This is a genomic window from Amycolatopsis sp. NPDC051071, from assembly GCF_040682875.1.
Taxonomy (GTDB): Bacteria; Actinomycetota; Actinomycetes; order Mycobacteriales; family Pseudonocardiaceae; genus Amycolatopsis.
Genome location: NZ_JBFBBY010000007.1, coordinates 56,577 through 78,403, shown reverse-complemented (window position 1 = coordinate 78,403; position 21,827 = coordinate 56,577). Strand labels below are relative to the sequence as shown.

The 21,827-nt window shown below is 67.6% G+C and carries 21 protein-coding genes; 9 read left to right on the top strand and 12 right to left on the bottom strand.

Features of this window, described 5'->3' with window-relative positions:
* Positions 1–240: a glutaredoxin domain-containing protein gene (locus tag AB0M65_RS04220; RefSeq protein ID WP_364021113.1), complete on the top strand. Its 240-nt coding sequence runs from the start codon at positions 1–3 to the stop codon at positions 238–240.
* Positions 237–443, top strand: a complete 207-nt coding sequence (locus AB0M65_RS04215) for a ferrous iron transport protein A (protein WP_364021110.1) — start codon at positions 237–239, stop codon at positions 441–443. Before AB0M65_RS04220 ends, AB0M65_RS04215 begins: the two co-directional genes overlap by 4 nt.
* Positions 444–689: 246 nt before the next feature.
* Here AB0M65_RS04215 and AB0M65_RS04210 read toward each other — a convergent pair whose 3' ends face one another.
* From AB0M65_RS04210 to AB0M65_RS04190, 5 genes are all read right to left on the bottom strand, one after another.
* Positions 690–983: a DUF1330 domain-containing protein gene (locus tag AB0M65_RS04210; RefSeq protein WP_364021108.1), complete on the bottom strand. Its 294-nt coding sequence runs from the start codon at positions 981–983 to the stop codon at positions 690–692.
* Positions 984–1,016: 33 nt separating this feature from the next.
* Positions 1,017–2,417 carry an MFS transporter gene (locus AB0M65_RS04205; protein ID WP_364021105.1) on the bottom strand — a complete coding sequence of 467 codons (1,401 nt, stop codon included), beginning with the start codon at positions 2,415–2,417 and terminating at the stop codon, positions 1,017–1,019.
* A gap of 26 nt (positions 2,418–2,443) precedes the next feature.
* A complete protein-coding gene (locus tag AB0M65_RS04200) occupies positions 2,444–2,902 on the bottom strand; it encodes a MarR family transcriptional regulator (RefSeq protein WP_364021102.1) in 459 nt (152 codons plus the stop codon).
* 560 nt (positions 2,903–3,462) lie between these two features.
* Positions 3,463–5,802 carry a chitobiase/beta-hexosaminidase C-terminal domain-containing protein gene (locus tag AB0M65_RS04195; RefSeq protein WP_364021099.1) on the bottom strand — a complete coding sequence of 780 codons (2,340 nt, stop codon included), beginning with the start codon at positions 5,800–5,802 and terminating at the stop codon, positions 3,463–3,465.
* A 187-nt stretch (positions 5,803–5,989) separates the two neighbouring features.
* Entirely contained in the window at positions 5,990–6,433 is a 444-nt protein-coding gene (locus AB0M65_RS04190) for a hypothetical protein (protein WP_364021096.1), read from the bottom strand.
* Between the two features lie 147 nt (positions 6,434–6,580).
* Here AB0M65_RS04190 and AB0M65_RS04185 point away from each other — a divergent pair, with 147 nt between their 5' ends.
* The 4 genes from AB0M65_RS04185 to AB0M65_RS04170 all read left to right on the top strand — a co-directional run bounded on the left by AB0M65_RS04185 (position 6,581) and on the right by AB0M65_RS04170 (position 10,096).
* On the top strand, positions 6,581–7,546 hold the full coding sequence (locus tag AB0M65_RS04185; RefSeq protein WP_364021093.1) for a tetratricopeptide repeat protein: 966 nt from the start codon (positions 6,581–6,583) through the stop codon (positions 7,544–7,546).
* A gap of 81 nt (positions 7,547–7,627) precedes the next feature.
* Complete coding sequence (locus AB0M65_RS04180; protein ID WP_364021090.1) at positions 7,628–8,458, top strand: peptidoglycan-binding protein; 831 nt, start codon at positions 7,628–7,630, stop codon at positions 8,456–8,458.
* 184 nt (positions 8,459–8,642) lie between these two features.
* Positions 8,643–9,266 carry a cyclodeaminase/cyclohydrolase family protein gene (locus tag AB0M65_RS04175; protein WP_364021087.1) on the top strand — a complete coding sequence of 208 codons (624 nt, stop codon included), beginning with the start codon at positions 8,643–8,645 and terminating at the stop codon, positions 9,264–9,266.
* Positions 9,263–10,096, top strand: coding sequence for a bifunctional 5,10-methylenetetrahydrofolate dehydrogenase/5,10-methenyltetrahydrofolate cyclohydrolase (locus AB0M65_RS04170; RefSeq protein WP_364021084.1), 834 nt, complete (start codon positions 9,263–9,265; stop codon positions 10,094–10,096). Before AB0M65_RS04175 ends, AB0M65_RS04170 begins: the two co-directional genes overlap by 4 nt.
* On the opposite strand, the gene AB0M65_RS04165 is transcribed toward AB0M65_RS04170, so the two are convergent.
* A complete protein-coding gene (locus tag AB0M65_RS04165; RefSeq protein WP_364021081.1) occupies positions 10,077–10,676 on the bottom strand; it encodes a TetR/AcrR family transcriptional regulator in 600 nt (199 codons plus the stop codon). The genes AB0M65_RS04170 and AB0M65_RS04165 overlap by 20 nt on opposite strands.
* Before the next feature lie 113 nt (positions 10,677–10,789).
* Between AB0M65_RS04165 and AB0M65_RS04160 the strand changes: the two genes are divergently transcribed.
* Complete coding sequence (locus AB0M65_RS04160) at positions 10,790–11,530, top strand: class I SAM-dependent methyltransferase (protein WP_364021184.1); 741 nt, start codon at positions 10,790–10,792, stop codon at positions 11,528–11,530.
* A 43-nt stretch (positions 11,531–11,573) separates the two neighbouring features.
* Here AB0M65_RS04160 and AB0M65_RS04155 read toward each other — a convergent pair whose 3' ends face one another.
* The 3 genes from AB0M65_RS04155 to AB0M65_RS04145 all read right to left on the bottom strand — a co-directional run bounded on the left by AB0M65_RS04155 (position 11,574) and on the right by AB0M65_RS04145 (position 15,967).
* The gene (locus AB0M65_RS04155) at positions 11,574–13,025 is read right to left on the bottom strand and encodes a cellulose binding domain-containing protein (RefSeq protein WP_364021078.1); all 1,452 of its coding nucleotides are present in this window, start codon (positions 13,023–13,025) and stop codon (positions 11,574–11,576) included.
* The gene (locus tag AB0M65_RS04150) at positions 13,022–15,349 is read right to left on the bottom strand and encodes a cellulose binding domain-containing protein (RefSeq protein ID WP_364021075.1); all 2,328 of its coding nucleotides are present in this window, start codon (positions 15,347–15,349) and stop codon (positions 13,022–13,024) included. The genes AB0M65_RS04155 and AB0M65_RS04150 overlap by 4 nt, the downstream gene beginning before the upstream one ends.
* 252 nt (positions 15,350–15,601) lie before the next feature.
* A complete protein-coding gene (locus tag AB0M65_RS04145) occupies positions 15,602–15,967 on the bottom strand; it encodes an RNA-binding S4 domain-containing protein (protein WP_364021072.1) in 366 nt (121 codons plus the stop codon).
* Between the two features lie 157 nt (positions 15,968–16,124).
* On the opposite strand from AB0M65_RS04145, the gene AB0M65_RS04140 reads away from it, so the two are divergent.
* Entirely contained in the window at positions 16,125–17,753 is a 1,629-nt protein-coding gene (locus AB0M65_RS04140; protein ID WP_364021181.1) for a GMC oxidoreductase, read from the top strand.
* Between the two features lie 41 nt (positions 17,754–17,794).
* Here AB0M65_RS04140 and AB0M65_RS04135 read toward each other — a convergent pair whose 3' ends face one another.
* Together AB0M65_RS04135 and AB0M65_RS04130 are read right to left on the bottom strand one after the other, a co-directional pair.
* Positions 17,795–18,274: a carboxymuconolactone decarboxylase family protein gene (locus AB0M65_RS04135; RefSeq protein WP_364021070.1), complete on the bottom strand. Its 480-nt coding sequence runs from the start codon at positions 18,272–18,274 to the stop codon at positions 17,795–17,797.
* Positions 18,271–19,350, bottom strand: a complete 1,080-nt coding sequence (locus AB0M65_RS04130) for a dihydrodipicolinate reductase (RefSeq protein WP_364021067.1) — start codon at positions 19,348–19,350, stop codon at positions 18,271–18,273. Before AB0M65_RS04130 ends, AB0M65_RS04135 begins: the two co-directional genes overlap by 4 nt.
* 722 nt (positions 19,351–20,072) lie before the next feature.
* Between AB0M65_RS04130 and AB0M65_RS04125 the strand changes: the two genes are divergently transcribed.
* Entirely contained in the window at positions 20,073–21,221 is a 1,149-nt protein-coding gene (locus AB0M65_RS04125) for a Cmx/CmrA family chloramphenicol efflux MFS transporter (RefSeq protein ID WP_364021064.1), read from the top strand.
* Here AB0M65_RS04125 and AB0M65_RS04120 read toward each other — a convergent pair.
* Positions 21,151–21,789, bottom strand: a complete 639-nt coding sequence (locus AB0M65_RS04120) for a GNAT family N-acetyltransferase (RefSeq protein WP_364021062.1) — start codon at positions 21,787–21,789, stop codon at positions 21,151–21,153. The genes AB0M65_RS04125 and AB0M65_RS04120 overlap by 71 nt on opposite strands.
* Between the last annotated feature and the right edge of the window lie 38 nt (positions 21,790–21,827).

The window sequence follows — 21,827 nt, the reverse complement described above, 5'->3', positions numbered from 1 at the left end:
ATGAGCGACCTCACCGTGTACGGCGCAAGCTGGTGCCCCGACGTGAAACGCAGCCGTGCCCTGCTCGACGCCAAGGGTGTCGAATACGACTACTTCGATGTCGAGGCGGATTCCGGCGCTGAGAAGACCGTGCGCGCCCTGCAGAACGGGGAACGGCGGATCCCGACCATCGTCTGGCCGGACGGCACGCATCTGGTCGAGCCGAGCGACGACGAGCTCACCGCGCATTTGAGCCGATGACCCTCCCCGACGTCCCTGTCGGCACGCGGGTCGTCGTGCGGTACCGGATCGAGGGCGGGTTCACGGACGCGCTCGGGTACCTCCGGTCGCGTGACGACGCGGAATGCACGGTGGAAACCAAACGCGGTCTCGCGACGATCCGGCTGGCGGACATCGTGCTGGCGAAGACGGTTCCGCCGCCTCCGACACCGCGTGGGTCGTGAGTGTTTTGGGTCGTTCTAACGACCCAAATCACTCACGAGACCCGCCCCGCTCGGTACCGGCGCCCGCGTGCTCGCCTGAGGTACAGGAAGGCCCCCTTCCTTGCGCCTAGGTACAGGAAGGGGGCCTTCCTGTACTTGGGTCGCGCGTGAAGGTCGAGTTTCCTCGGCTGAGCCGAGGGAAGGGGTCCTTCACGCGCGATCGGCCGACACTCTTGGCCCTAACGACCCAAAACACTCACGACAACGTCAGTCGAGGCCCTCGATGATGCGGAAGTCGCGCTCGACGCCGTCAGCGAGTGCGGCCAACGCCTCCTGATAGGCCGCACTCGCACGTGCGGCGACCGCCTGTTCGAAGCTGTCGAACTCGATCAGGATGGTGCGCCCGGCGATTCCGGCGTCGTGTGCGACGACCCGGCCGTCGCGGGCGAGCGGCCGCCCGCCCGCGGCCCGGACGGCTGGACCGGCAAGCTTGTTGTAGGCAGCCAGCTTCTCGGGGTCCGCAATGGTGCGGTAGGCGCTGACCCAGTAGCCCTTGGGCATGGAACCTCCAGTGTTGGGATGAGTGCATCGGACTTACGAGTTGGTTCCGGATGAGCGTCGGCGGGCGAGGGCGAGGCTTGTCAGCGTCGTGATCGCCATGGCGCCGATGCCGACCAGCGCCGCGGTGGTGTAGGCGTTGTCGTCGGGGAAGAGGCTGCCCGTGGCGGTGCCGGCGGCCAGGACCAGACCGCCGATGGCGCTGCCCAGGGAGTACCCGACGCTGCGGACGACGTAGTTGAAGCTCATGGCGCTCGACGTCTCGCTCTTGGGGGTGACGGCCAGGATGACGCCGGGCATGGCGGCCGAGAAGCTGCCGACGCCGAAGCCCAGCACGCCCATGGCCGCGAGCAGTTCGGCCAGGTTGGACCGGGCGGTGGCGAACAGGACGAACCCGCCGCCGACGATGGCGGCGCTGCCGGCCAGGAGCAGGGGGCCGTCGATCCGCATCCGGACCCGCGGCGTGAGCTTGCCGGCGACAAACCCCAGCACGGAGAACGGGATGAGGACCAGCCCCGCCACGAAGGTGGTCAGTCCGAAGCCGTAGCCGGCGCTGTGCGGCGTCTGCGCGTAGCGGGTGATGAGGGTGAGCAGGAGGTACATGCCGCTCCCGCCGACGAACATGGCGATGTTCGCCCCGGCGACCGCCGGATGCCGTACCGCCCGGACGTCGACCAGGGGCGTCTTGGTTCGCAGTTCGGAAACGGTCCAGACGCAGAGCAGGAGTACGGCGACGACGGCAAGGGTCACCGCCAGGGCGAGGTGTCGGCTCCACAGGCTCTTCTCGCCTGCCAGGAACAGGACGAGAAAAAGTCCACCCGCCAGGACGAGCGCACCGGCCACGTTCACGTGAGCGGAGCGACCTTCGGGGGCTGCGGGCATGGAGCGCCACGCGGTCACGAAGGCGATGGCGGTGACGAGCAGGCCGAGCCCGTAGGCGGCCCGCAGTCCGCCGAACTCGGCGAGCAGCGCGGCCAGCGGGTAGCCGACGCCGGCTCCGATGATGGAGACCACTGAGATCAGGGCGATCGTGGGCGCGCTGCGCTCCTCGGGAAGATGGTCGCGGGCCACGCCCATCATCAGCGCTGTGAGACCAAGTCCGACGCCTTGGGCCGCTCTGCCCACGAGCAGCCAGGCGAACGGCAGCGGCAGCACGGTGAGCGCGCTACCGACGACGCCGATCGCCAGCGTGGCGAGCACAGTGGCCCGCCGGTGAGGACCGGCTCCGAGCCTGCCGAGGACGGGTGTGGCGACGGCGCCGCTGAGCAGGGCGATGGTCAGTGTCCACTGCGCACTGTCGAGTGAGACGTGGAACGTGGTCGCCACGCTGGTGATGAGTGGCGTCCCGAGGCTGGCGACCGCCGCCACGACCAGGGCGATGAACATCAGGGCGGGGACCAGCAGACGTGCCTCGGAACGTTTCAGGGCAGTGCTCATGGGCTCGTCATGAGGCCGAGCCGCGGTCACCGCCCTGACTCCTCTCGGGCGTGGCTTTCGAGCTCCGCCAGACGCAGCAGCGCCGGAAGGGCTGCCGCCAAGGCCTCGACCTCGTCACCGGTGAGTTCGTCGATCAACCGCACGTACGCGTCGACGCCCGCCTGGCGCCGTGTCCGGACGTACGACGCGCCGGCCTCGGTCAGGCACACCAGCGTGACCCGCTTGTCGGACGGATCACCCTTCCGCTCGACCAGCCCGGATCCCTCCATCACCCGGACCAGGACGGTCATCGCGGGCTGGGTGACGCCCTCGGCCACCGCCAGATCGGTGATCCGTCGCGGGCCGGTCTTGTCCAGGGTGGCCAAGGTGGCGGCGGACGTCAGGCTCATGTCGCGGGGAAGGCGTCTCACGGCCCTGATGGCCAGACCGTAGAGGGCTGACCCGATGGCATCGGAAGCGCCGTGCGTGGCGTCTCGGAGACTCACGCCTGAAGCATAGCAACTTTATATGAATCCTTTATGCATCTCCCGAGTGCGGATCCAGATTGGCCGACGAGGCAGGTCACGCCCTGGGAAAGCAGGTTCTATTGAGGGGTGCGGCAAAGGTGGCGCCTGGGGTGGCGCGGCACCGCACTCGCGTGCTCAGAGCCGTATCTCGCGTGCTTAAAGCCGAAACTCGCGTGCTCAGGCTCCGCACACCTAAGTTCGGCATCCAGCACGTGAGATCCGCCTTCAAGCACGCGAGTTACGTCCTCAAGCACGCGAGTCACGCCTTCACCCTGGCCGCCAACCCCGCGAACAAGTCGGTCACAGCGAGCCCGGGCACCACGCCACGATTGCCTTGCCCCTCATCCGCCGCCAGATCACCGGATTCGTGATACGGCATCGAGGGAAACCCGGCGGGTATAGGGCGTTATACGCCAACGGCGAACCTGAAACCCGCCAACGCACGGTGAAGCAGGACTGTGTGGATTCCAGGACATCTGACGTCCCGGAATCCACACGGTCACGCCCAGCTCCGCACCGGTCAGGAAAGGCAGTTGTGACTACGGATAGCTGACCAAGTTGCTCGGCGTCGTCCCCGGTGGGGTCACCGCCCCCACGTCGTTGATCACGTGGGTGATGGTCCCCTTGTAATTCAGCGAGACCGTCACCATGTTGTGGAACCGGACACCGGAGCGGTTCGGCACCTCGAACGCGTGGTACAGGTTCACCGCCGGGTTGTCGTTGAAGAAGCAGTAGCTGCCAAGGCCCCACGCCTCATGCGTGGTCACGTTGTCCCCCACTTTGTAGGCGGCGTACCCGTTGAGCCCGTTTGGACTCTTCCAGCCCGCCTGATTCGGGACGTCGTAAGGGATCTCGTTCTGGAAGAAGATCGTCCTGCCGTTCTGGCCGTTCCAGATCACCTGGTACTTCTGATAGTGCTCGACGAACAGCCCGGTCGCGAACACGTTGTCGCCGTTGACGATCACACCCGTGTCGCCGGTGTTGATCGTCCACCCGTAGGTGCCCGCGTTGCCGTGGTCGGCCCGCCAGGCCCAGATGTGGTCGATGATCGTGTCGCGGCTGTTGACGATCAGGCTGTTCGTCGCCTTACCCGCGATCTGGCCACCGATCCGGAAAAAGACATCCTGCAACGTCGTCGGGTTGGCGGCGTGGCCCGCCGTCGAGCCCGCCGGGCCGACGGTGAGCAGCGACTGCGAGTTGGTCGTGCCGGCGTCGAACAGCAGACCCTTGAGCCGCACGCCGTCCACGTCGGCCACCCGCATCGCGTCGACCCCGTTGTCGGGCACCAGCGTCGGGTAGCCGATGCCGAGGACGACGGTGTTGGCCTTGCTCACGTTCAGCGTCTGGTTGAGGTGGTAGACGCCGGGCGTGAAGAACAGGTCGCAGCCCTGGGAAAGCGCGGTGTTGATGGACGACGCGGTGTCCCCCGCCTTCACGACGTAGAACTGGCTCATCGGCGACGACGTGCCCGGGGTGCTGCCGTTGGCCCAGCTCGGTCCGGAAGCGTTGGTACGTAAGGAAGGCTGGAACACCCGGTATTTACCTGAACCGTCGAGGTAGAGGTACGGGACGTCGCGCGAGACGGGCGTGGTGCCGAGTGTCGTCTCCGGCGGAGTCGGGAAGGTGTTCGCCGGGGCACCGTTCGTCCCGGAGAAGACCATGTTCCAGACGCCGCCTTCCCAGCTGCCATAACCGGAATCGCGGGTGTACCACTGCTGCTGCGAGATCGACGCGGCCTTGCCGGAGACCTTGCTGTCGGCCGTGTAACCACCGCTGGCGAAGCCATAGCTGGCCGGGAAGAGGTTCAGCCCGCCGCGGACGTCCATCCGGCGGAACGGCGCGGCCTGCGCGACGGCCCAGCGGTTCGCGCCGCTGCTCGGGACGATCGCCAGGTTCTCCGCCGAGCGCCAGAAGTTCTGCAGCGCGTGGCCCTGGTCCGACTCGTTGAAGGCGTCGACGGTCACGTCACCGTTGATGACGACGTCGCCCGGGTTCTGCCCGAGACCGGCGACCGACGTGTAGTAGCCGACGTCGTCGTGGATCCCACTGTAGACACCGGGTTTGAACAGATGCGCGTACCGGCGTTCGGTGAACTGCGCGGTCAGGGTGTCCTTCTGCTGGTTGAAGTCCGCGTCCAGCCGCGTCTGGATCGACTGCGCCGACATACCGGGGTCGAAAATCCGCACGTTCGGGCCAAAGTCCGGGGTGTCGGACTGGACCGGGCAGGTCGCCTGCGTCGAACCGATCGTGTAGCTCGCGGAGGTCACCGCCGAGTTCGCCGAACCGGACTTCAGCGCGATCGCGGTCACCGTCGAAGACGACGAGACCGTGATCGGACCGGAGTACACAGTGGACGACGCAGTCGGTGTGGAACCGTCCACTGTGTACCGGATGGTCGCACCGGCGGTCGTGGTCGACAGCGTCACCGAGCGAGCGCTCGGGTAGCTCCCGCCTGGTGGAGTGAACGTCGGCACGGCGACGGCGGTGCCGCTACCGCCGTGGGTGTAGCTGAAATGCGGCGTGTCGTACTGCGGACCGCTCTTCTCGTAGGTGAACCAATAGTCGAGCACCGTGCCGGTGCTGAGCGAACCGACCGTATGCCGCCAGGTTCCGCCGCTGCTGACCATGCGGACGTTTTGCTGACCCTGCCCGGAAACGCCGGTGTAGTGGAGGTCGACGTAGAGCGCGGCCGTCGTCGGCGTGAAGGAGATCTGTGCCTGCGTCGCGCTCTGCGACACCGCTGTCTGGTTGTAGTCCACCGCGGCGGAGGCGGTGGTGGCTCCGCCGAGCCCGGCGGCGATCAGGAGGGCGGAAAGGCCGAGGGCGAGCACGCCTCGGCCCCCTTTCCGCCGTTTGGGCCGCACAAAGATCCGGTTCACGTCGTGACACCTCCGGCGTTGGAAATCCACGGGCGAAGCAATTCGTTGCGCGCCACAACAAAGTAACCTTCCGCGCGATATGTCCAGATCACGCTTCGGTAACAGTGGTGGTCCAAACCACTGACTACGCTTGACGGCCTCGCCGGATACGGCCGTCCAGCAGCCCATGTACCGCCAGATGGCCCCTTCAGGGGTCCGGAACGACGTACAACGTCGCCGCTTGCCCGCCATGCATCGCGCTCAGACTGGTCCGGCAGGACAGGAGCACTTCACGGTTCGCGACCGTGTCCGGCGGGACACCGCACCCGTCGCAGTAGAGCTCGACCGATCCCGGCGCGGTTTCGTCGACGTCGACGACGACCGTGCGATCGCACCGGCGGCACCACCGGTGCCCGGTGACGACCAGGACGTGCATCGGATCGGAGATGCACTGGTGCACCCAGCACCGGTGCACGTAACAGGTGGTCCGGACGTGCGCGCTCAGCCCGTGTTCCTCGGCCACGTCTTCGGCGGCGAGGATAGCGGCCAGCCGCCTGTCGGCGAGCCCGCCGTACCTGGGCGCCGGGTCCACGCCCGCCGGGGAGACCAGTCTGAGCTGGGCTCGCGCGGGTGACGAAGTACGTAGCACCATGGGGGTCTCGACCTTTCGGCGTCCATGGGAAGTCATATCAGGTTCCTCCCGTTCTCGCCGGAGCGACACTCCTGCGCGTCTCCACGAGCGGCGTTACGCTTTGAAATCACGGATATAGCCCTGGGGTTACGTCAGGGGTTAATGACCATGACAGATCCTGAAGCCGCCACTCATCGCCCCCGGGACCGGGTGGAAGCCCGCGATGTCGAAGCGCTGGAAACACAAACCAGGGCCCTGCGTGCGGTCGATTACCGCTACGGCGGCGGAATCTGCCGCGACGCCGTCCTGGCACGGATCCGGCGCGGCCACCGGATGCTCGGCATGCCGATCTCCGGATCCGTGCGGCCCATGCTCCTCTCCGCCGTCGCGGATTTGCACAACCTCGCGGGCTGGACCTGTTTCGACAGCGGCCGGGCAGGCGAGGCACACCACCATCTCGCGCTCGCACTGAGCCTGGCCGACGATGGCGGCGACGACGAATTGGCCGCGAACATCCATTACCGCAGAGGCCGGGTTCATCTGCACCACGGCGCTCCCGACGAGGCACTGGCCCAATTCCGGCTCGGCAGGCTGGCGGCGAAACGGTCGGGGTCCAAACTGGCCGCGAGCATCCTGAGCGCGAACGAGGGCTGGGCTCACGCCAAGAAGGGCGAGGTGGACTTGGCCGTCGGACTACTCGATCGGGCCGGCGAGGAATTCGCCGGAAAGAGTGAAGCGAAACCACCCGATTGGGCGAGGTTCTTCACCGAGGTCGACGTTTCCGCGATGGCCGGTTCGATACACACGGATCTGGCGTTGCACCTCGGCGGACGGCATGTCGGCCTGGCCATCTCGTCGTTGACGGACGCGGTTGAACGTTATGGCCCGGAAATGCGGCGCAGCCGGTCACTTTGCCTCATCATGCTGGCGACCGGCCATGTTCTCGCCGGAGACTGCGATCAAGCTCTCGCCGTCGGGGTCGAAGCACTCGAAACCGCCGGCGCGCTCGAATCGGCCCGCACAAGGGACCGGCTTCGCCCACTTGAAGAGGAAGTCGCGAAACATCTCGATGATCCCGATTGCCGCACTTTGTCCGAAGCGATCACCCAGTTCGCGGGCTCGTCCCATACCTGAGAAACCTTCGTTTGTACGGACCTTGTATTCACTCTGTTCATGCTGGCCGGACAAACTTCGGTTTCGTCCAGGAGGCACGAATTGTTGACCAAGGTAGCCGTACTCGCGACAGCGAGCGCGCTCACTTTCGGCGTGGCCACACCGGCCGGCGCCGAAACGACCGCGGCCGCGTTGCCCGCGGCCAGTATGGAAGCGGTGCTCAAGGCCGCACAGATCGACCCGCGCCGGGCGGACAGCGCCTTGACGCCGGGCGCCAAGGACAGCGTGCTGCTGGTCGAGCAGGCGCTGGCCGCGAAGGGATTGCTCGACCAGCAGTACGTCGACGGCCACTTCGGCACGTCGACGATCACCGCGTACTCCAGTTATCAGAAGTCGCTGGGGTACACCGGGCTCGACGCCTCCGGGCTGCCGGGCAAGACCTCGCTCGAGAAGCTGGGTGCCGACCGGTACACCGTCACCGCGACGGTCGCCGCCGGTAGCCGCCTGACCTATCACGGCAAGACGATGAACACCCGCACCAAGGCGATGCTGGTGAAGACCGAGGGTCTTCTCGGCAGGCAACTCACCATCACGCAGGGCTCGTACAACCCCGGCGGCGTCGGCGCTTCGGCCGGTACACACGACGGTGGCGGCGCGCTCGACATCGGCGTCGAAGGGATGTCCTCGGCCACGAGGACCGACGTCGCGAAGAAGCTGCGTCAGGTGGGCTTCGCGGCTTGGGTCCGGACCCCGGCACAGGGCTTCGCCTACCACATCCACGCCATCGCCTTGTCCGATCCGGACCTGTCGTCCGGTGCGCAGCACCAGGCAGGTGACTACTACCTCGGCTACAACGGCCTCGCCGGCCGCGGCTCGGACGACGGCCCCGCCGTCTCACCGAAGCTCACCTGGGAGGAGTACCTGCGGGCCTGATCCGCTGTCCCGGAGGCCACCTTCGCGGACCGTCGTCACACGGCCCCTAACCCGCAACTAGAGGACTACTTGCGTCGGGGTTCCCCGTTGATCTTGATCGTCGCGCAGGTGGCCTTCGGCCGCCCCGGGAACCCCCGGGTAGGCTTCCGGCGCGACGGCGAAACCAGCGGGAAGGGAACAGCGCGTGGAGGCTCAACCGGTCGGTCAGTGGCTCGACGAGCTGGCATCGAAGGCCTCGACGCCCGGTGGTGGCGCGGCGGCCGCGATGAACGCCGCGGTGGGCGCCGCCCTGGTCTCCATGGTCTGCAACCTGACCATCGGCAAGCCGAAGTACGCCGAGCACGAGACGACCATGACCGAGGCACTCGGCAAGGCAGAAGACCTCCGTCAGCGCGCGCTCGGCCTCGCCGCCGACGACGCCGCCGCCTTCGACGCGGTGGTCGCCGCGTACAAGCTCCCCAAGGCGACCGACGACGAGAAGCAGGCCCGCTCGGCCGCGATCCAGGCCGCACTGGTCGGCGCCGCCGAAGTCCCGCTGCGCACCGCGGCCCTCGCGGCCGAGGTCGTCGATGTCGCCGCCTCGATCCTCGAAGGTGCCAACACCAACGTCATCTCCGACATCGCGGTCGCGGCTTCCTCCGCCAAGTCGGCGCTCGAATCGGCCGTGGTCAACGTCGAGGTCAACCTCGCGTCGATGTCCGACGAGCAGCTCCGCAAGGAGACCGAGGCCCGCCTCGCCGAGCACACCCCCGCCGCCGGGCGCGCCGACGCCCTCGTCGCCCAGGTCCGCGAAAGGATCGCCCGATGACGCTGATCGACGGGCGCGCGATCGCCGCCGCCATCACCGCCGAGGTCACCCGGACCGCCGCCGAGCTGCGTGAGGCGGGCACCGTCCCGACGCTGGCCGTGCTCGTGCCGACCGACGACGACGCGACAGCCTGGTACGTGCGCTCGATCGAGCGGGCCGCGAAGAAGGTCGGCGTCGACTGCCGTGTGGTCCAGCTGGAGAAGCCGTCCGGCGAAGACGTCACCCGGGAACTCGACAAGCTGTCCTCGGACGCGTCGGTCCACGGCATCATCTGCCAGACCCCGTTGCCCGAGGGCGTCACACTCGACGACGTCGGCGCGCACATCGACCCGCGCAAGGACGTCGACGGCGCCAACCCGGTCAGCCTCGGCCGCCTCACCGCCGGCCTGCCGACCTACGCGCCGGCCACCGCCGCGGCCGTGCTGGAGATCCTGAAGCGCGAGGAGGTCGCCCTCTCCGGCGCCCAGGTCGCCGTCGTGGGCCGCTCCACCGTGGTCGGCAAACCGGCCGCGCTGCTGCTGCTCGGCGAGAACGCGACGGTAACCGTCTGTCACTCGCGGACCAAGGATCTCGCCGAGGTCACCAAGACCGCGGACGTCCTGGTCGTCGCGGTCGGCCGCGCGCACTTCGTCGGCGCGGACCACGTCAAACCCGGCGCCGTGGTGATCGACGTCGGCACCAATCCGACGCCGGAAGGCGGGCTCGTCGGCGACGTCGATCAGGCCGCCGTCGAGGGCATCGCGGGTTCGATCACGCCGGTCCCCGGCGGCGTCGGCCCGGTCACCACCTCACTGCTGCTCCAGCACACGGTCACCGCCGCGCGGGCCTGATCCCGGAGCCGACGACGGCGGTCACCGTCCTCCGCACCTGCTCCGCATCGGGCGCCGCACCCGTGCGGTCTGCGAACAGCAGATGCGTGGCACCGATGAGGGTGGCCGCGAGTGTGTCGACGTCGGCGTCCGCGGCGAGCCTGCCGAGATCACGTTCGGCCGCGAGATAGCCGCCGATCATCACCGCGGCCTGCGTCAGCACCGGGACTCCGGCGGGCCATTCACGACGCAACCGGGCGCGAAGTTCGTCGCGGAAGATCACGAGCGGGACGATCGCGACGGCGACCGACTCGAATACGGCGGTCAAGGTCTCGGCCAGGTTCTCGACAATCGCGCCGGTCCCCGCGGACTCCTTCAAGGCCGCCGCCCTGCCGTCCAGCTTCTCGACGCGGTCCAGTACGAACTCGGCGAGAAACGCGTCGAAGTCGTCGAAATGCCGGTGCAGCACGCCTTTCGCGCACTCCGCTTCCGTGGTGACCGCGCGGCTGGTGAGTCCGCTCGGCCCGTCACGGAGCAAGACCCGGTCGGCGGCGTCGAACAGCTGTGCGCGGACTTCGCGCAGGGCTACCCCGGTCGGCATGCGACTCCTTTGCGTTGACGAGTGGGCGACTGCCCACTTATGGTGGGCGCATGCCCATTCTACCGTCGGGGCGTGAGCCTCACCGCTATCGACAGGCCGCGGAATCCTTCGGCGTGGACGCCGAACGCTACGACCGGACCCGGCCCGCCTATCCCCCGGAACTCATCGATCACCTCGTCACGGCCGCTCCCGGACGAGACACCCTCGACGTCGGCGTCGGCACCGGGATCGAGGCGCGCCAGTTCCAGAAGGCAGGCTGCCGAGTCGTGGGCGTAGAGCCGGATCCCCGGATGGCCGAGTTCGCCCGCGCGAGCGGGATCGACGTCGAAGTCTCGAACCTCGAAGACTGGGAGCCGGCCGGACGCCGGTTCGACCTGCTCGTTTCCGGGCAGGCCTGGCACTGGGTGGATCCGGTCGCGGGTGCGGCCAAAGCTGCGGAAGTACTGCGGCCGGGCGGACTCTTGGCCGCGTTCTGGCATGTGCCCGAGCCACCCGAAGCGGTCACGGATGCCTTGTCGGAGGCGTACCGGCGGCTCGTGCCCGATGCCCCGATCGATCTCAAGAGCGTGCCGAAACAGTCCGCCGACCCCTACGGACCGCTCATCGCCAAGGCCGCCGACGGCCTCCGCGAGGCGGGCGGGTTCGGCGAGCCGGAGCGAAGTCGCTACGACTGGGAACGGGTCTACACACGGGACGAATGGCTGGACCAGCTTCCGACTTTCGGCTCGCTCACCTGGGTCGAACCCGCTGTGCGGCTGGAGATTCTCGCCGAAGTCAGCGCGGCGATCGACGGGCTGGGCGGCCGGTTCACCGTGCGCTACGCCACCGTCGCGATCACCGCGGTCCGGATTTGATCCGCCGGTGGCGGAAGCCGCGCGCCCCCGCCACCGGCGTCCGTCAGGGCGTGACCGGGATGTTCGTCAGCCCGTTCACCGCCCTCGACACGGTGTTGGACGCGTAGACGACGTTGGGCCGTTCCGAGCACTTCGACGTCGACGTGATCTTGATGGCGTACTGTCCCACGCCGCCGAGATCGGACTTGTTGTTCCGCCACACGTTGCCGCAGCCGTTCGGGAAGGACGGCGTGGTTCCGGGATTGTGCGTCTCGTAGCCGTTCACGAAAGTCCCGGGCGACGCGAACGTACCGGTGTTGCCCTCGATGACGTAGCCGGTTCCCTTGGCGTCGATCCAGGAATCGGCCGAGTTCTCGCCGGAGACCCCTTGGCCGTCGAAGGTGTTGCCGCGGATGACACCGTCGGCGGTGCCCTCCTTGATGTCGATGCTCTCCGCCGCGACGTACGGTCCGATGTGGTTGTTCAGCACCTGGATCCGGTCACCGCGGTCGACGCCGCCGGAATTCCCGTGGCATGGCCAGTTCGAGTTCGCCGACCCGAGGTAGACGCCCTCCCCGTAGCCAGCCTGCACGAGGCCGGTGTGGCTGATCGTCGAGTCACGCAGGACGCTGTCGGCCGAGGAACGCCGGAAATGGACGCCTTCCTCGTCGATCTGATGCACGCCGACCCCGTCGATCACGGTGTGCTGGGAGTCGTCCGCGACGATCCCCTTCTTCGATTCCTGCACGGTGAAACCCTTGAGGTGCCAGTAAGGCGCGCCGTACAACCAGAACCCGTACCCCGGGTCCCAGCCCGCCGTCGGCACCGGACACGACGGCGCCTCACCCGACGGGCCGTCGTTGATCAGGACCGCGGTGGACGGACCGGTCACCGTGATGGGCGCGTTCGCCGTCCCGGGTTTCGTGGCCACGAAGGAACCTCGATAGGTCCCGGCGGCCAGCCGGATGATCTGTCCGGGGCTCGCGGCCGCCAGCGCGGCCTGGAGTTCCACCGCGGTGTCCACTTCGACGACCTCGCCCGGCGGGACAGTGGTCGTGGTGGACGTCGGCGGCCTGCTGCTCGTGGTGGTCGGTGACGTGGTGGTCGAGGTCGGTGTTCCTCCCCCGCACGGGTTTCCGTTGACCGTGCACCCTGTCGGCACGCCGAGACCACTGGTGTTGAAGCCGAAGTTCGCCGTGCCGCCGGGTTTGACCGTGCCGTTGAAGTCCGCGTTGGAGAATTTGTAGTGCTGCCCTGTCCTGGTCAGCACCGAACTCCACGACGTGGTGATCGTCGTCCCGGCAGGCAGATCGAACTCGATCGTCCACTGTGTACTGTTCGCGTCGCCGGAGTTGGCGAGCGTGTATTTCCCGCCGTAGCCGCTGCCCCATACCGAACCCTGGCTGAACGTCGCGGCCAGGCTGGGCGCGGCGGCCTCGGCGGTGACGACGGCGCCGAGTAGCCCCGCCGCGGACACCGTGGCCGCGATCGCGGCGAGCAGTCGTTTCCTCGTCATTCCGTGCCTCCGCACTTCGTTCCGGCGATCGTGCAGGCGGCCGGGAGCCCCTGTCCGGCGGCGTTGAAGCCGAAGGTCGCCGTGCCGCCGGGTTTGACGCTCCCGTTGTGCGTCGCGTTCCCGAACCTGTAGTGCTGCCCGGTCTTGGTCAGCACCGAGCTCCACGAACTGCTGATCGTCGTCTCGGCAGGCAGGTCGAACTCGACCGCCCACGAGGTGACCGCGGCCGAGCAGGTGTTGGTGACGGTGAACCCGCCGCCGTAGCCGCTGTCCCATACCGACTTGCGGGTGAACGTCGCGTTCAGGCACGCAGCGGGGTTCGGCGGTGTCGTGGAGGTAGGCGTCGCCGAGGTGGGCGTGCTGGTCTGGCCCGTCGACGAGGACGGCGGAGTCCCGTCGACGGACTTCAGGAACAGCGACGACGTGGCGTCGGTCTTGGTCGCGTCGACCCCGTGCCCGCCGGTGTAGTCCCGCTGCTCGTTCTTGGCCCAGTCGGCGATCGTGGTGCCGCCGATGTCGAGGTGCTTGTACGCGGTGCCGTCCCAGCCGAAGACATAGACGCGATGACGGTCGGCGTAGAAGTCGTTATACGGGCCGCCGTCCGTCGCCTGCTTGGTCATGGCGTTGTTGAAGAAGACATTGCGGTAGCCGGAAGCACCCGACCATTTGACGGCCTTCTTGCCGGCACCCCACCAGATCGGGAACCAGTTCGAGTCGTCCGGTCCGCCGCCGCCCTCCTCGCCGCAGTTGGCCCGGCAGTTCCCGGAGCGGTGCGCGTAGGGGACCTTGACCGTGTTGAGTTCGAAGAGGTTGTTGCGCTCCCAACCGCCGTGCAGGTTCAGGTCGGAGTCGAACGAGTTGCCGATCACGACGTTGCCCGACGCGGACCATTGGAAGGTGAAGTGCCGCAACAGGGTCGAGGTGTTCCCGGCATAGAGCGAGTCCCAGACGCGGGAGCCGCGGAAGTAGCCGTTGCCGCCCTTGCCCTTGTTCCACGATCCGTTGAGTTCGTTGTCGACGATCTGGAGGTTCTTGGCCTCCTCCGTGACGATCGGATGCGACCCGGTCATCTCCGCGCGGATGCCGCGGACCCACGAGTTCGCCGCCCATTTGAACACGATGCCGTGCATCTCGGCGGCGGGCGCCATGTTGCCGTAGTTGTTGTTCGCCTCCGCCGGGTTCAGGCCGGGCATGTCCTGCGTGAACCCGAGGTTCTCGAAGCCGACACCGAGGACCGGGTCGACCAGCGGAGCCGCCTTGGAGTCGTACGTGGCGCCGTCGATCGGGGCCGAACCGTCCGAAGTGGACGTGACCGGGACGTCGTACTCGAGCGGTTTGTCGAGGGTGATGGTGCGTGCGGAGGTGTCGAGCGCGGTGATCGTGAAGATCTGCTGGCGCATATGCATGTTCAGCAACGGGAACGTGGTCGGGGTCGCCTGCTGCTGCTCGTAGAACTTCTGCGAGTTGGCCGCCCGGATGTTGACCAGGTTTCCGGCGGCGAGCGAGGTCAGCGCACCGCTGCTCGCGAGAGGGACGACGCGGTCCCCCATCCGCGCGGCGAAGGCGGTGTCACCGGCCTTGCCCCGCAGCTTGACCCCGGCCTTCCAGTGGACGTTGACCGTGCCTTCGAAGATGTCCTTGCGATTGGCGGGCGCGGCGGCGTAGTCGCTCGCGTAGGACGCGTGAACTCCCCTGGACTGGACGCGGAACAGGCCGCGGCCCGGCCACAGCCAGCCACCCTTGCCCGCACCCGAGGTCATCCCGTCCTCGTCCCAGTCGGAACCGTCCGGGGTGAGAGCGTCGTAGAGCGTGTTCGCGTCGGGCTTGTAGACGAACTTCGTCGCGTCCTTGCCGGCGCCGCGCAGGATCAGGTAGTCGGCGTCGACGTGGATCTCGTGCGTGACGTCGAATCGCCCGGCCGGGAAGGTGATCGTGCTGAGCTTGGTGTAACTCCCGGACGGCGAGCACGCGGTCTTGACCCCGTCGATCGCCGCCTGGATCCCGTTCGTGTCGTCGGCGCCGTCGTCGGGTTTGACGTTGTACTGACTCGCCAGCTCGGCAGCGGTGACCTGGCAGGTGGCGCTCGGATTCACTTCACCGGACCCGGGCAGCGCGGCGCCGCCCCGGTATCCGGCCTTGGACCAATCGTAGAGCCCCGCGACCGGCGCGCGGCGGTTGGCCGCGCCGACATCGAGGCCGGTCAGCGCACCCGGACCCGGTGCCGCGTCCGCCGCACCGGGCGGCAGCTGCAGGAGGGCGGCGGTGGCGACCACGGCGGCGACCGCCGGTAGGACGGCACGACGAAGAGGGCTTTTTCGGGACACCCGAAACCTCCGTGACGGACTGACGGAAGGTGTTGCGGCGTGTACACCCGGACCCAGTCTTTATAGTTCACGTCCCTGTCGTCCGTCAACGGATGTGAATGACATCCATGTATGTGAATGTGAGCCCTGAGTACCGCCCTCGCCGCCTACCAGAGACCTGGCCGGAGTCTGAGCACGCGAGTCACGTCTCCAAGCACGCGAGTCACGTCTCTGAGCACGCGAGATCCGTCTCCAAGCACGTGAGTGTCGTGGCTAGCCCTCTCCGGTACGGAAGCGGTCCAGCACGCGCCGCTCCCGTTTGGTCGGCCGTCCCGCACCCCGCTCGCGCCGCGCCACCGGTATGGCGGATTCGGGCGGAGGCGCGGGTGTCCGGTCGATGAAGCAGGTCGCCGCGTCGGCGGCACCGACGCGTTTCTGGATCACCCGCGTCACTTCCAAGATCCGCGTGGTGTCGTTGACCCGGGCGCGTACCTCGTCGCCCGCGACGACCGTGGTCGCGGGTTTGGCGGGCTTGCCGTTCACGCGCACATGGCCGCCACGGCACGCCGCGGCCGCGTCCGGCCGCGTTTTGGTCAGCCTGACGGCCCACAGCCAGCGATCAACTCGAGTGGACTCCACAGCCGTACATAGTGGCCCATCCGCACCCGCGATGCCCGCCTACCTGGCCGGAGTGTGCAGAAAAGAAGCCTCGCCATTCTTGCCACCCGTCCGGGTGATAGGTATAACTTGTTCTAAATCCCTCAACGGTGAGGAAGATCACGTGAGCGACGAACCCATGCGGAGAAGTGATTCTGGCCGATTATCCCGCCGCGTTTTCATCACAGGAACTGGTTCTATCTTAGGCGCTGCGGCGCTTGGTGGGACGGCCTTCGCCTCCGCCGGGAACAGCCCCGCCGCGAAACGCTCGATCGCGGACGCGGCGCAGATCCCGGCACTCGTCATCGGATCCGGTTACGGGGGCTGCGTCGCCGCGCTCCGGCTCGCCGAAGCGGGCGTCGACGTCCAACTCGTCGAGCTGGGGATGTCCTGGGACACCCCGGGGACGGACGGCAAGATCTTCGCCAACACCACCACCCCGGACTACCGGTCGTTCTGGCTGCGGACCAGGACCAAACAGCCGCTGAGCAACTTCCTCGGGTTCCCCATCGACAAGGACGTCCCACGTCACACCGGCATCCTCGACGCCGAGGAGTTCAGCGGGATCACCGTCTACCAAGGCCGCGGTGTCGGCGGTGGTTCGCTGGTCAACGGTGGTATGGCGGTCACGCCCAAACGCGAGAACTTCGGCACGGTACTGCCCACGGTCAACGCCGACGAGATGTACGGCGTCTACTATCCGCGCGCCAACGCGGGTCTCGGCGTCTCCACCATCGATCAGAACTGGTTCGAGACGGCCGAGTGCTACCAGTACGCCCGCGTCGGCCGGAAACACGCGCAGCGGTCGGGTTTCCCGTTCATGTTCGTCCCGGACGTGTACGACTGGGACTACATGAAGAAGGAACAGGCGGGCACCGTCCCGAAGTCGGCGCTGGCGGGCGAGATCCTCTACGGCAACAACGCGGGCAAGAAGTCGTTGCAGCAGACGTATCTTCCGCGTATCCGGGCTACCGGGCGGGTGACGATCTCTCCCCTGCACCGCGTCACGTCGGTCACGCCGTCGTCCGGCGGCGGGTACACCGTCGTGATGGAACAGCTCAACACCAGTGGCGCGGTGACGGCGACGAAGTCCGTGACAGCGGCCAAGGTGTTTTTCGCCGCGGGCAGTGTCGGCACGAGCAAACTGCTGGTCAAGCTCAAGGCGACCGGCGCGCTGCCCAACCTGGGCAACGAGGTCGGGAAGGGTTGGGGCGACAACGGGAACGTCATGTGCGGCCGGGCCAACCATATGTGGGACGCCACCGGCGCGCTGCAGTCGTCCATCCCCACCGCCGGCATCGACAACTGGGCCGCGGGCGGCGCGTTCGCCGAGGTCGCACCGCTGCCGACCGGCATCGAGACCTACGCGTCCTTCTACCTGTCGATCACCAAGAACCCCAACCGGGCGTCGTTCTCCTGGAACGCGGCCGCGAACAAGGTCGACCTCGACTGGCAGACGGCGTGGAAACAGCCGTCGATCACCATGGCCAAGACGATCTTCGACAAGATCAACTCGAAGGAGGGGACGATCTATCGGACCGACCTCTTCGGCGTGTACAAGATCTGGGGCGATCATCTCACCTATCACCCGCTCGGCGGCGCGGTGCTGGGTAAGGCGACCGACAATTACGGACGGCTGAACGGCTATCCTGGGCTTTACGTGATCGACGGCTCGCTGATTCCGGGAAATACGTCGGTGAATCCGTTCGTCACCATTACCGCACTGGCGGAACGGAACATCGAAAAGATCGTCGCCACCGATTTGTGACGACGATCAAGAATGGGCCGGGGCGGCGCCCCGGCCCATTCTCATATCTTCGGCAGCACGCAGACCGTGTCGATACCCAAAACGTGGTTCAGCCGCCCGAAGGCCAGCCAGGAACCGATGCTCATGCTCAGTTCCACGATTTCCCGCTGGCTGTAGTACTCGCCCATCCGCTTCCAGAAGTCGTCGTCGATGCCGTGGTGGTCGAGGGCGTAGCGTTCGGCGTACTCGGCGGCCAGCCGGGTCCGCTCGTCGAACGCCTCGGTCGTCCGCCACTCCGTCACCGCGTCGGCGAACCCTTCCTCGACCTTCTCGCCGTCGCGATCGGTCCGCCAGTCCAGGCAGAAGACGCACCCGTTGATCTGCGCGATCCGCAGCCGCGCCGCCTCGAACTCGCGGAGGCCGAGCGTCGTATGCGAGTAGACCGCAAGGGAGAGTTTGGACGCCGCGACACCGATGCCGGGCACCATCTCACCCCATACGTAGCCGATCGGGTCCTTGCCCTCAGGGATGTCGATGTTCACCGCGCGCTCCTTCCGAGCTTGCCGATGGCTGGTCGCAACGGGACGTCGAGGGCGTCGTAGAGCCCCGGTTTGGCGTCCACGAGCCAGTCGATGGCGCCGACCAGCCTGCCGACCGCCGTCGCGTTGCCGCCCGCCGACCGGTTCTCGCCCTCGTCGATGGCCTCGACGGAGACCTCGATCCTCGGGCGGCCTTCGATGATCACCCGGTGCGCCCCGTCGCCGCTGGGCGGTGCCGGCCAGTCCGGCGCACACGACGCGTGGATGCGGGTGACGTGCTCGATGACGATGCGGGGTTCGCCGTCCACGATGCCCTGCACCTCGAACCGGACCGCACCCTGCGTACCCGCCTCGAATTCACCCATCGCCCGCGTGGTCACGGTCTCTTCGAGCGGACGGCGGTCCAGTGTCTCGCGGATCTCGTCGAGGTCGACGCCGAGACCGCGGGCGATCAGCCGCACCTGCCCACCCCACACCATGGTCGGGACCGAGGGGGCCAGCATCGGCGGCTGGTAGTCCATCGGCTGCCCCATGCCGACCAGGTAACGGACCGAATCCGGCTGGTCGTAGGTGGAGTAGTCGAAGATCTCCTGGCAGCGGACCGCGTCCACGGTGGTGCCGAGCCCGCTGATCAGCAACGGCAGGATGTCGTTGCCCCAGCCGGGATCGACGCCGGAGACGAACAGGGAACCAGCGCCATCGGCGATCGCGCTGAGCACCGGCTCCCGCAGTTCTTCGGGCGCGTTGCGCTGGTCGTACAGTGCGTAGAGCGCGGGCGTCACCACCACCGCGCCCGCACGGATCGCGCGGACGATATCGGCCAGCGCGTCGGCGGGCCGGATGTCGCCGGACGCCGCGTACACCACCGCCCGCGGACCCGCCGCCAGAATCGCTTCGACGTCATCGGTCGCCGCCACACCCAGCTCACCGTCGACACCGGCGAGCGCGGCCGCGTCGCGACCGACCTTCGCGGGGTCGTGCACGAGCACACCGGTGAGTTCCAGTGCCGGATGCGCGTCGACGGCCCGGATGGAGGCACGGCCGATGTTGCCTGTACCCCAGACAACTGTGGGAATCATGAAGTCGAGGTTAACCGATTCGAAGATCGGTTCCCAGTACCGAAACAATCACGAAAACCGCAGGTCAGAACGCACTACTCGGCTTTATTCAAGTGGGCAACGAAAGCGTTCCGGTACGCGGAACGACGGCCGCTTTTCGAGGTGGGTCGTGAGTGATTTGGGTCGTTAGGGCCAAGCGTGTCTTGGGTACCTACTGGATTTGGCTGCGGGGCTGATCGTGGGTCAGGTCCGTGATGTCTCCTTGCCTAGGTACAGGAAGGCCCCCTTCCTGTACCTAGGCGCAAGGAAGGGGGCCTTCATGTACTGGGGGGAAGGGGTCCTTCACGCGCCACCGTGGTGACTGGTGGTGCTGTGGGGGCTCGTGATGGCCTTCCGGAACGGGTGAGGGGGAACTTTGAAGGACTCTGGGTCCCTCAAGGAGTCCTTCAAAGACCGGCCGCTACCCGGCTCACCCGCCGTAGGCACCTGAAACATCTTTCGCTAGAACGACCCAAATCACTCACGAGGACCTGAGCTCGCGTAGTGTGCCTTCTCGTGACGAGCCCCGAGTCGGACAGAACCCCGCCGCCGGTCATCCGGCGGCGAGTCGTCGTGTCCGGCCGTTAGGTATCGGCCTCTCTCTCGCTTCCCGGTGACCGCAGCGCTTTTCCGTGCGCCCGGCCGGGTTCTCCCCGGTCCAGTGCACGGCTCCTCCTGCTCACCTTCTGCTTGGGAGTCGTCCGTTGCCCCTGTTCGTCTACGTCCTCGGCCTTGCCGTCTTCGCGCAAGGCACCTCCGAATTCATGGCGTCCGGTCTCGTGCCGGGTATCGCCGGTGACCTGTCGGTACCGGTCGGTGCGGCCGCCGCGCTGACGTCCGCCTACGCCGTCGGCATGATCGCCGGCGCGCCGGCCATGGCCGTGCTCAGCGCGCGCTGGCCACGCCGCCGGGCGCTGGCCGGGTTCCTGACCGCGTTCGTGGTGGTGCATGTGATCGGCGCGCTCACGACGAGTTTCCCGGTGCTGTTCGGCACCCGGATCGTCGCGGCGGTCGTCAACGCCGGATTCCTCGCCGTCGCCATGCCCGTCGCGGTTTCGTTGGCCGCACCCGGAAAGCAGGCGCGAGCGACCGCGGTCCTGCTGGCGGGCGTGACCTTGTCGTGCGTCGCCGGTGTGCCCGCCGGAGCGGCGCTCGGCGACCTCGCCGGCTGGCGATCGGCCTTCTTGGCGGTCGCCGCGTTATGCCTGCCCGCGTTGGTGCTGGTGTTCCGTTCGGCGCCGGCCGACGCGGCCGCTCCCGGTGGGATCTCGATCAAGCGGGAAACGCGCGAGCTGAAGGATCACTCCGTGCGGCAGGCGATGATCCTCGCGGCCTTGGTCAACGGCGCGACCTTCGCGACGTTCGCTTTCCTCGCCGTCATCGCGACCGACGTCGCCCGGCTTCCCAGCGGCGCGGTCTCCGGTCTGCTGGCGACCTTCGGTGCCGGCGCGTTCCTCGGGGTCACGGTCGCGGGCCGCACCGGTGACGGCGGACTCCGGCGGGGTCTGGTCGTCGCGTTGTGCGCCCTGCCCGCCGGTTGGGCGTTGCTGGCGGCGACCAGCGCACATCCGGTCGCCCTGTTCGTCGTGACGACCGTCCAAGGTGGACTGTCGTTCGGCTGCGGGTCGGCACTTGTCGCCCGGGTCATGCACGTGGCCTCCGGCGCTTCGACACTCGGCGGTTCGTTCGCCACCGTCGCGCTCAACGCGGGCGCGTTCCTGGGACCGGTACTCGCCGGTTTCGTCACCGAGGCGACGGACGAATACCGTTACGCCATCTGGATCAGTGCGGCGATCGCCGTCGTTCCGCTTCTGCTGCTGATCCGGCGGGTGAAGGTGCCGAGTCGGTCCTGAGCCGCGCGTGCACGTGGACGTCGTGCCATCCGTCCGCGTGCAGCATCGAAGACCGCAGGGTGCCTTCGAGGCCGTAACCCGCCTTGTCCGCGACACGGCAGGAGGCGGCGTTCGCGGTGGAATGCAGGAGGGAGAGCCGGTTCAGGCCGGCTGTCTCGAACGCCCACCGCGTCAACGCCGCCACCGCGCCGGACGCGATCCCGGCGCCCCTGACGGAAGGGAGAACCCAATAGGACAACTGCGCTGAAGCCTCGAAAAGCGAGATGGTGCGGAGGCCGACCTGCCCGACCGCCCGGTCGTCACGGGCGTCGACCACCGCCCAGCTCGCGTCCGTCTCGGCCGTCCAACGCCGGTCCCATCCGTCGATCCAGGTGCGTGCCTCGTCTTCGCCGTCGATGCGGCGGACGTGCCAACGCTGGATCGCGGGGCAGGCGAAGGCCGCTTCGACGGCCTCCGTGTCTTCGGCGCACCACGGACGGAGCACGAGCCTTTCGTCGACGATCAGGCACGGCTGGCCCGCGTCGCGGAAGGTGCCGGACGGCAGGACCGGCTCGATGAGCAGGGGCACGCGCTCATCATGACGCACCGGCGGCCTGAGTAACATCG

Bases quoted from the DNA above. Each gene is read 5' to 3' on its own strand.
- AB0M65_RS04190 (WP_364021096.1), bottom strand. From the start codon at position 6,433: ATGGTGCTACGTACTTCGTCACCCGCGCGAGCCCAGCTCAGACTGGTC.
- AB0M65_RS04130 (WP_364021067.1), bottom strand. From the start codon at position 19,350: ATGATTCCCACAGTTGTCTGGGGTACAGGCAACATCGGCCGTGCCTCC.
- AB0M65_RS04220 (WP_364021113.1), top strand. From the start codon at position 1: ATGAGCGACCTCACCGTGTACGGCGCAAGCTGGTGCCCCGACGTGAAA.
- AB0M65_RS04155 (WP_364021078.1), bottom strand. From the start codon at position 13,025: ATGACGAGGAAACGACTGCTCGCCGCGATCGCGGCCACGGTGTCCGCG.
- AB0M65_RS04215 (WP_364021110.1), top strand. From the start codon at position 237: ATGACCCTCCCCGACGTCCCTGTCGGCACGCGGGTCGTCGTGCGGTAC.
- AB0M65_RS04210 (WP_364021108.1), bottom strand. From the start codon at position 983: ATGCCCAAGGGCTACTGGGTCAGCGCCTACCGCACCATTGCGGACCCC.
- AB0M65_RS04205 (WP_364021105.1), bottom strand. From the start codon at position 2,417: ATGAGCACTGCCCTGAAACGTTCCGAGGCACGTCTGCTGGTCCCCGCC.
- AB0M65_RS04165 (WP_364021081.1), bottom strand. From the start codon at position 10,676: ATGCCGACCGGGGTAGCCCTGCGCGAAGTCCGCGCACAGCTGTTCGAC.
- AB0M65_RS04140 (WP_364021181.1), top strand. From the start codon at position 16,125: ATGCGGAGAAGTGATTCTGGCCGATTATCCCGCCGCGTTTTCATCACA.
- AB0M65_RS04185 (WP_364021093.1), top strand. From the start codon at position 6,581: ATGACAGATCCTGAAGCCGCCACTCATCGCCCCCGGGACCGGGTGGAA.
- AB0M65_RS04170 (WP_364021084.1), top strand. From the start codon at position 9,263: ATGACGCTGATCGACGGGCGCGCGATCGCCGCCGCCATCACCGCCGAG.